This is a genomic window from Exiguobacterium sp. s26, assembly GCF_018618235.1.
In the GTDB taxonomy this organism is placed as follows: domain Bacteria; phylum Bacillota; class Bacilli; order Exiguobacteriales; family Exiguobacteriaceae; genus Exiguobacterium; species Exiguobacterium chiriqhucha.
In genome coordinates this window covers 276,776-284,871 of sequence record NZ_JACSLS010000005.1, presented here as the reverse complement: position 1 = coordinate 284,871, position 8,096 = coordinate 276,776, and the positions used below count along the sequence as shown (strand labels likewise).

At 50.4% G+C, this 8,096-nt stretch carries 10 protein-coding genes; 6 read left to right on the top strand and 4 right to left on the bottom strand.

The features are described from left to right. Positions 1-233 precede the first annotated feature (233 nt). The 4 genes from KNP82_RS10560 (at position 234) to KNP82_RS10545 (ending at position 4,323) form a co-directional block, all read left to right on the top strand. The gene (locus KNP82_RS10560) at positions 234-476 is read left to right on the top strand and encodes an acyl carrier protein (RefSeq protein ID WP_021067876.1); all 243 of its coding nucleotides are present in this window, start codon (positions 234-236) and stop codon (positions 474-476) included. Beyond that, on the top strand, positions 476-1,882 hold the full coding sequence (locus tag KNP82_RS10555; protein WP_214827930.1) for an AMP-binding protein: 1,407 nt from the start codon (positions 476-478) through the stop codon (positions 1,880-1,882). The genes KNP82_RS10560 and KNP82_RS10555 overlap by 1 nt, the downstream gene beginning before the upstream one ends. A 68-nt stretch (positions 1,883-1,950) precedes the next feature. Beyond that, entirely contained in the window at positions 1,951-3,402 is a 1,452-nt protein-coding gene (locus KNP82_RS10550; RefSeq protein WP_214827927.1) for an MBOAT family O-acyltransferase, read from the top strand. Between the two features lie 30 nt (positions 3,403-3,432). Then, complete coding sequence (locus tag KNP82_RS10545) at positions 3,433-4,323, top strand: hypothetical protein (RefSeq protein ID WP_251128715.1); 891 nt, start codon at positions 3,433-3,435, stop codon at positions 4,321-4,323. A 49-nt stretch (positions 4,324-4,372) separates the two neighbouring features. Here KNP82_RS10545 and KNP82_RS10540 read toward each other — a convergent pair whose 3' ends face one another. After that, a complete protein-coding gene (locus tag KNP82_RS10540; protein WP_214827923.1) occupies positions 4,373-4,744 on the bottom strand; it encodes a VOC family protein in 372 nt (123 codons plus the stop codon). 53 nt (positions 4,745-4,797) lie between these two features. After that, entirely contained in the window at positions 4,798-5,061 is a 264-nt protein-coding gene (locus KNP82_RS10535) for a hypothetical protein (protein ID WP_114165064.1), read from the bottom strand. 84 nt (positions 5,062-5,145) lie between these two features. On the opposite strand from KNP82_RS10535, the gene KNP82_RS10530 reads away from it, so the two are divergent. Further along, positions 5,146-5,619 (top strand): peptide-methionine (S)-S-oxide reductase, encoded by a 474-nt coding sequence (locus tag KNP82_RS10530; protein ID WP_214827948.1) that lies wholly within the window; start codon positions 5,146-5,148, stop codon positions 5,617-5,619. A gap of 29 nt (positions 5,620-5,648) precedes the next feature. Here the strand turns inward: KNP82_RS10530 and KNP82_RS10525 are convergent, their stop codons facing one another. Together KNP82_RS10525 and KNP82_RS10520 are read right to left on the bottom strand one after the other, a co-directional pair. Then, positions 5,649-5,891: a hypothetical protein gene (locus KNP82_RS10525; RefSeq protein ID WP_214827921.1), complete on the bottom strand. Its 243-nt coding sequence runs from the start codon at positions 5,889-5,891 to the stop codon at positions 5,649-5,651. Between the two features lie 18 nt (positions 5,892-5,909). Further along, the gene (locus KNP82_RS10520) at positions 5,910-6,542 is read right to left on the bottom strand and encodes an HNH endonuclease family protein (protein WP_214753805.1); all 633 of its coding nucleotides are present in this window, start codon (positions 6,540-6,542) and stop codon (positions 5,910-5,912) included. 255 nt (positions 6,543-6,797) lie between these two features. Between KNP82_RS10520 and KNP82_RS10515 the strand changes: the two genes are divergently transcribed. Continuing rightward, positions 6,798-7,991, top strand: coding sequence for a DUF4317 domain-containing protein (locus tag KNP82_RS10515; protein ID WP_021067885.1), 1,194 nt, complete (start codon positions 6,798-6,800; stop codon positions 7,989-7,991). Positions 7,992-8,096: the final 105 nt, after the last annotated feature.

The following is an 8,096-nucleotide window of genomic DNA, read 5'->3' as shown; positions in this document are numbered from 1 at the left end:
ACGCAAAAACACCTCCGATGCTAGCACTTTTTTAAAGTGTACCACTGCGAAGGTGTTTTTATATTGTCTCAAAAATTTAGGTTAGCCCAGGCCATCGAATTTCGATAGCCGGTTTTTCTCAATGAGTAGCCCCATTCTTTGATGTCGTATTGCCGTGAAAAATGTGATGTGATAAAATCACATAGCAAATGATTATCATTATCAATTATCTAAAATGGGGGAGAATTCATCCAATGAACAATATTGAATTATATAAAACAGCCTTTATCAACGGACTCGATGTCGAGCCAGACGCGTCATTCGAAGAAATGAAGCTCGGTGTCACGAAAGAGTGGGATTCGATTGGCCACATGACATTGATTGCGGAGCTCGAGGACGCTTTTGACGTCGATCTCGATTCCGATGTGATCACAGATTTCAACACGTATCAATCCGGCATCGACTTATTGAAACGCTTGGGTGTGGACTTCGGTTAATGAAACGCTTCGATACGATTGGTCAGTATGGAGAACGCACCGCCATTTATGCGGATCGTGCGTATTCCTACGAAGAGATGATTGAGGCGGCCGACGCGATTGCGCGTGAGGTCGGCGATCGAACGCTCGTCTTTTGTTTGTGTGCCAACAATAAAGAGTCAATCTTCGGCTACGTCGGGTTCCTCCGCGGACGCATCGTGCCGCTCCTGTTGGATGCAGCGATTCATTCGGAACAGCTGCAGAACTTAATTGACCGCTACCGACCGACGCACATTTGGGCGAATCGGGAGCATAATCAATTAACGCAGGAGATGTACACGACTTACGAGTATGGAGACTATGCGCTATTTGAATGTCCTCATGTGATTGAGCATGAACTTCATGACGAGCTCGCGCTCCTGTTGACGACGTCCGGCAGTACGGGCAGTCCGAAGCTGGTACGGCTCAGCTACGGCAACCTGTTCCATAACGCAGCATCGATCGTGTCGTACTTAACTATCACTGAAGACGACCGTCCAATCACGACGTTGCCGATGAACTATTCGTACGGCCTATCGATTATCAACAGCCACCTCGTGTCCGGGGCGACCATCGTCGTGACGGAGGCGTCAATCATGCAGAAGGAATTTTGGCAGTTATGCCACGACCAGCACGTGACGACGTTCGGCGGCGTGCCGTTCGTCTACGAGATGCTACACCGGCTCAAGTTCGAGACAATGGAGCTGCCGAGTTTGACGAAACTGACGCAAGCTGGAGGAAAATTGAATCCGGATTTAGCGAGTGCGTTTACCGACATCTGCGAACGAAAAGGCATTCAGTTTTTCACGATGTACGGTCAAACGGAAGCGACGGCCCGCATGTCGTATTTGCCTCCTGACCAGAATCAGGAGAAGGCGGGTAGCATCGGTATCGCCATCCCAGGCGGTGAATTGACACTTCGCAAGGAAACAGGTGAACTGATCACTGCGCCTAACATCGTCGGAGAGTTGATGTATCAGGGAGTAAACGTGTCGCTCGGGTATGCCGAGGCGTTATCCGATCTCGCGAGCGGAGATGAGAACGAGGGCGTCCTGCAGACGGGTGATTTGGCGTATATGGATGAAGACGGCTATTTCTTTATCGTCGGCCGCATCGAGCGGATGATTAAGATGCATGGGAACCGGATTAGCCTCGATGAAGTGGAGGACCTGTTACGAGCACACGGACATGAGTGTGTCTGTACGGGAACGGATGATGAGCTGTACGTGTACACGTTGCACGATGACCGTCCCGCCATCAAACAAGTCATCAAGGACATGATGCATACAAGAGGGGTCACGATTCTACAAATCGATGCCATTCCCCGGAACGAATCTGGAAAAATTCTGTATGCCGCATTACCGAAACGAGAGCTCGTCACCACCTGAACCAATAAGCGGGTGCAAGTGAAGCCTTTGTTGAAAGCTGTATAAGTTTAGAATAATCAGGTGAAGATATGACGTTTATTTCAATCGAGTTTTTACTGTTTCTCGCCATTTTAGTGGCGGTATATTATGTGGTGCCGCATCGCTTCCGATGGGTACTGTTACTGGCGGCCAGCTATTTGTTTTATGCGACGCTCAGTATCCAGTTCATCCCGTTGTTGCTCGTGAGCACAGCCTTTACGTTCGTCACGGGAATCCTGATTGAACGACAAGACGAGAAGCGACAGAAGAAACGCCTCATGATGATTGGCGTCTCCACGCTGGTATTGTTCCTCGGCTGGTTCAAATACTTTAACTTCGTGAACGACTCGTTTCGCACCATGGCGACATCGCTGGGTTGGAACTATGACATCCCGTATCGAGACATCGTCTTGCCGCTGGCGATTTCGTTTTATACGTTCCAGGCCATCAGTTATCTCGTTGATCTATATCGCGGAAAGCTGAAAGCCGAGCGCCATTATGGCTATTTCTCGATTTACTTTGCCTTCTTCCCGCAGCTCGTGGCGGGACCGATCGAGCGAGCCAAGAAGTTGCTACCTCAATTTAAAGCGGAGCAACGGTTCGACTATGAACATGTCAGCTATGGAATGAAGCGGATTGCCTGGGGCTTCTTCAAGAAGACGCTCATCGCCGACCGGTTGGCGCCGATGGTCGCGAGCGTGTTCAGTCAGCCAGACCCGACCGGCTCCGAGATCGTGCTCGGGACGATGCTGTTCTCGCTTCAATTGTATGCAGACTTTTCAGCTTGCAGCGATATCGCCATCGGGACAGCGAGACTATTTGGCATCAAGTTGACGGAGAATTTCCGACAGCCTCATTTCGCGGTATCAATCGCCGACTTTTGGAACCGATGGCACATCTCGCTGTCGACGTGGCTCCGAGATTATATCTTTATCCCGCTATGCAAAGGGAAAAAGAAACGACATCAAATCTATGTCGCCATCATCATCACATTTTTGGTGAGCGGCATCTGGCACGGGGCCGCCTGGAGTTTCGTCTTATGGGGTCTGATTCATGGTATGTACCGCGTGTTCGGGGATGCGACGAAACATCAGCGGGAACAGATGGCGTCCTTCGTTCGATTGGACCGGACGCCCGAGCTTCATAAATGGCTGAAGATTGCGGTCACGTTCCAGTTGGTCTGTTTCTCGCGCGTCTTTTTCGTATCTGACTCGGTCGCCCAAGCGTTTCACCATGCTCGGTTGTATGTGACACCTTCGTCATGGGCACCGGTTGAAATGCTGCAGGCACTTGAATTATTTTCGTTACTCGATTTACTCGTGTTCCTCTTCTTCTTTACGACAGTTCAGGTGTTTCAGTATATCGAACGGACGAAAGGTTCGGCTTGGGACTGGCTGTCCGAGCGTTCGGCTCTCACGAACGTGGCGATTCAACTGTTCGTGATTGTGTCGGTCTTGGTGTTCGGCGTGTCGAGTGAAGGGTTCATTTATGGTGGGTTCTAAGTGAAAGGAATGGCTATGAGAAGTGTATGGATGAAAATTTCAGTGGTGTTGATCATCGTTGCGCTCTTATTGATTCCGCTCAACGACTTTGTCAAACAGTCGTGGGCGTACAATAACAACCGCGGCGTGTTGGCGTTCCAAGACAACCCGTCCTCGTTGGATATCATCAACCTAGGTACGTCTCACGCGATGTTCGGCTATGCGTTCAAACCGCTCGGTCTGTCGCATCTCGATTTAGCGTTGCCGAGCCAAACGATTGAATACGACTTGAAGATGTTGAAACAGTACGACGAACATCTGCGTCCGGGTGGGGTCGTCATCGTCTCGCTCTCGCAAATCACGTTCAGCAATGCGGAGATTGCCCGGAAAGAAAACTATTATCAGGTGTTGGAACGGGAAGATATCGAACCGGTCAGTACGTTTGATTACTATACGTACACGTCAATTCCTGCATTGAACAGTGGGAGCGTGTATACGGCGCTGTCACGAGAGATTCGCGATTTCAGATGGGAGTCTCATAAACCGTGGGTGAACAATGGCCAGAATTATTCGGAACGAAAATACGAGATGGTCGAAGCGCAGTATAAACAGGCTGTGGAGAATCGTGACATCGAGCAGAATATGGAACGATTGAAAGAAATCATCGCGTATTGTCAGGCGAAAGACTATCGCGTCGTGTTGGCGATGGAGCCGGTCCACGCATCCTACAACGCCTATTTTGATCAAGCGGTCATGGACCGACTCGTTTATCAACATCTGGCCGCGCTCGAGTTGGACGTCCCGTTCTTAAACTATATGGATGACGAACGGTTCATCCATCAGCGCGAGTACTTTCACAATCCAGACCATTTGAACGGGAAGGGGAGAACGCTCCTATCTTCTCTCGTCTATGAGGATTTGAAACGACTTGGCTATCTATAAGAAAAGGAAATCTACAGCAGCGTAGATTTCCTTTTTCGTATTGCTCCTATTACGAAACAATCTCGTTCATCAACGCATGCGTGTTACCCTCGGAGTCTTTGAAAAAAGCCATCCATGTCTCGAGGTTCTTCATTTTCGCGACGAGGTGCGGCTGGTCGATAAACTGAACATCTTTCGCCAAAAGCTGTTCATACGCCTCAGTGATGTTGTTCACTTGGAGATATAGCACGGAGCTCGCTTTTGCAAAATCTTCATTCTCGGGACGCGACAACATGAGCCGAACGCCGTTGCATTCTAGAAAGGCGAGGCTGCCTGTTTGGAATAAGAGCGGAAGTTGAAGCGTGTCCCGGTAGAAACGTACCGCGCGATCCAAGTCGTGCACCGGTACGTAGATTTGTCTGATTTGCTGAATAAGATTCAAACGATATCCCTCCTAAAGTGGCATCTGTAACCGTGTAACGCATGTATTCTTGGTTAACGCGTTTGGCGAATCCGTTGAGCGGTGAACATCCCAAGCGCCAGAAGGACGGCAAGACCAATCCATGTGAAGACGTAGATCAATGGCGACCCAGTCGTCCCGAGGGTCACCTCGTTTTGAAGCATGGTGACGTTATCCGCCTCGGCGATGATGTCGGGTTCATAATTGAGCGTGCGGATGAAGCCGATTCCGAACGTGGCGACAACATAAATCACATGGAGTGCTGCGGATAGAAGAAGAGCGAGTCTGATTGTTTTCAAAATGGTGCTCCTTTTTGGATATAATCATGTATAACGATAGTATAACTAGAATTACCTAAACCTGACAGACAAGGAGTGAGACTGATCGAAACCGTTTATTTAGCAGGTGGCTGCCTCTGGGGCGTCCAAGCGTTCATCAAGACGTTACCCGGTGTCATCGAAACAGAGGCCGGACGGGCGAACGGGGCGACGGATACGCTTGACGGAGCATATGACGGCTACGCCGAATGCGTCAAAACGACGTTCGATCCGAGCGTCGTCACGATGAAGGAGTTGATGAATTACTTATTTGAAATCATCGACCCGTATAGCGTCAATCGCCAAGGCGAAGATGTCGGCGAAAAGTATCGGACCGGCGTCTATAGTGCAGACCCACGCCATTTGAAAGTCGCACGCACATTGATCGACAACCGAAGCGATGCGGACCGAATCGCGGTCGAGGTATTGCCGCTCACGAACTACGTCCGAAGCGCGGATGAGCATCAAGACCGGCTTGAGCGATGTCCGGACGATTACTGCCATATCCCGAAGACATTATTAGAGAAGTACAAACAATGAGCCGACACGATGCCGTGTCGGCTCATTTGTTATGCCCGCACGAGGACGTTCACGAGCAAGCGATGCACGACCTCGTGGTCGCGCACGTCATGCAGTTTGTAGTCTTTCCCGGGCAATGTGTACCACTCGGCCGCGCCGACGTACGTGATGGCGAGCTCGAGCGTGCCGTCTTCCTGGCATGTCGTCCGTAATTCAAGATCTCCACTGATGACGCCGACTTCCTCGGTCATGACGCCGTGAGTGGCTTTAAATACTGAAGATTGCTGGTTCATCGTAGACTCCTTTCTGAATCAATAGACGCAAGCATTGATGGCCGTTTGAAGGGCCGTCTTTTCTGTAGATTGGAGGCTGAGACCCCAGCGGCTCTTCGTCTCGACCCACATCTTCGCATAAGCGCAACGTGCACCGGTGCGTGTCGGTTGCCATGTTGACGGGTCTTGGTCCCCTTTTGAACGGTTCGAGCTGGCCGAGACGGCAATCAGCTGTGGTCCGGTCAAATCGTTGGCGAAGCTTTGACGTTTCGTCGTCGTCCAGCTGTTGGCACCTGAACGCCACGCTTCGGCCAACGGTACGACGTGGTCGATATCCAAATCAGATGGTGACGTGAACGTGATGCCGTCATAGTAACTGTACCATGACCCTGATGTGACCGGACAGTCACCGACGTACGAATCGGCGTCGCGTTTCAAGACGACTTGACGCGTGTCGCAGCCGTTCCCTTGTCCGCTCCAGTGCGGGAACAGGTCACGGCTATAGCCGGTCATCGTTCCTTCAGTTTTAACGGTCAACGCGTTCAACTTCGTGAGCGCACTCGATTTCGATGGAATATTGGGCGGGAGTGCCGAGGCGGTCGGCGTCGTGAAGTGGAGCGACGTGGCGACCAAGATGATCGTGAATAAAGAACTGATGCATTTTTTAAGCATGTTTGTGCCTCCTATTATGTATGACGACTGAACGACGCGCATCGTAAACGCACGATGCACATCGACTATACATGGCAAGGAAGTGAGAAATACGCAAATTTACAAAAAATGAATCCAAAGATTATAAAAGTTGAGGTCAGGGACATGATACATGACATCAGACGTCCCGGCTTTAGCACTATCGGCATACGCGCAGGCACCAACTATTGGTATAATGAAGGCGGTTTGTAGTAAAGGACGAAGGAGTTGGGATGAATGAATCAAAAAGACATCGCGGCAATCCGCAAGCATTTCAAGTTGAATGCGGAAGCGGTCAAAATCGCTGACATTTATAATATTTATATTCGCCAAGACAGCAACGAGATTTTTTACGAGGAGTTACGCTCGTTCCCGTTTGTCGAGCAGGAGCACCAAGAGCTGTTTCTCGCCAACTTCAAGAAAGTGCTCGGCGGCAAAATCGACGAGAAGCTATTCGAAGTGAAGTTTCAACATCCGGAGCCGGGCCAGACCGACCATACGCAGACGTTGTTGTATGAGGCGCTTCGGACCGACGAGATCGAAGAGTGGGCCGGTATGATGCAGCGGATCGCGCTCAAGATGGTCCAGGAGGCACCGTTTGAGAAAGATATGGTCGTCACGTTCATTCGCTTCAAATACAATAAGCCGACACGCCGTCACTCGGAGGAGACGGAAATCGATATGCGTGACGAGGTATGGACGTCACGATTCATCCTATGTAGCATCAACCAGACCGAGCTCCCGAAACAGTCGCTCGTGTTCGATTATATCGAGCGGGAGTTCAAGTCGAATATCTTCATCAATCCGGTCATCAAACTCGATGCCCCGATTGGTGGTTTCATGTTCCCGTGCTTCACGGACAACGCGGCCGACGTCAACCATATCTTGTACGCCGCGCAAAAGGCTCATCAACCGGACTTTGGCTTTATCGAGAACGTCTTGAACGGGACCGAGATTGTGACGGCGGTCGAGGAGAAGGCGATGTTCGAGGAAGTCGTCAAAACCGTCATCGGCGAAGAAGTGAACGTGGGGACGCTCGCTACCGTTTACGATGAAATCAACCAAATGATCCTCGCCGAAGCGGAGCGTGAGGACGAGGAAGAGAGCGTGCCGATGATTGACGCCCGCACTGTCGAAATCGTCTTGAAAGCGAGTGGTGTCGAGGACGTGACGACGGAGAAGGTCGAGCAGGCGTTCCAACAAGTCGTCGACGACCGCCAATATGAGATGAAGGCGAGCAGCGTCGTCCCGAAATACACGTCGAAATCGATTAAAATCAATACGAAAGTCGCCAATATCTCAATCAGCCCGCAAGACTTGAAGTACGTGAGACAAGTGAACGTGAAAGGGAAACGTTGCCTGTTGATTGAACTAGAAGAAGACACGGAAATCGAAGGATTCAAGCTTATTTCAGAAGAACTGTTGGACTGACTCTAAGCGGATGACCGCCCTTGCTGTCCTCCTGTCGAGACATCGTTCGCTTCGAGAGGACAAGATTGATTTTCTTCATTTGGAAGACTGAGGTTCAGACAATCG

Bases quoted from the DNA above. Each gene is read 5' to 3' on its own strand.
- KNP82_RS10550 (WP_214827927.1), top strand. From the start codon at position 1,951: ATGACGTTTATTTCAATCGAGTTTTTACTGTTTCTCGCCATTTTAGTG.
- KNP82_RS10520 (WP_214753805.1), bottom strand. From the start codon at position 6,542: ATGCTTAAAAAATGCATCAGTTCTTTATTCACGATCATCTTGGTCGCC.
- KNP82_RS10555 (WP_214827930.1), top strand. From the start codon at position 476: ATGAAACGCTTCGATACGATTGGTCAGTATGGAGAACGCACCGCCATT.
- KNP82_RS10545 (WP_251128715.1), top strand. From the start codon at position 3,433: ATGAAAATTTCAGTGGTGTTGATCATCGTTGCGCTCTTATTGATTCCG.
- KNP82_RS10515 (WP_021067885.1), top strand. From the start codon at position 6,798: ATGAATCAAAAAGACATCGCGGCAATCCGCAAGCATTTCAAGTTGAAT.
- KNP82_RS10525 (WP_214827921.1), bottom strand. From the start codon at position 5,891: ATGAACCAGCAATCTTCAGTATTTAAAGCCACTCACGGCGTCATGACC.
- KNP82_RS10560 (WP_021067876.1), top strand. From the start codon at position 234: ATGAACAATATTGAATTATATAAAACAGCCTTTATCAACGGACTCGAT.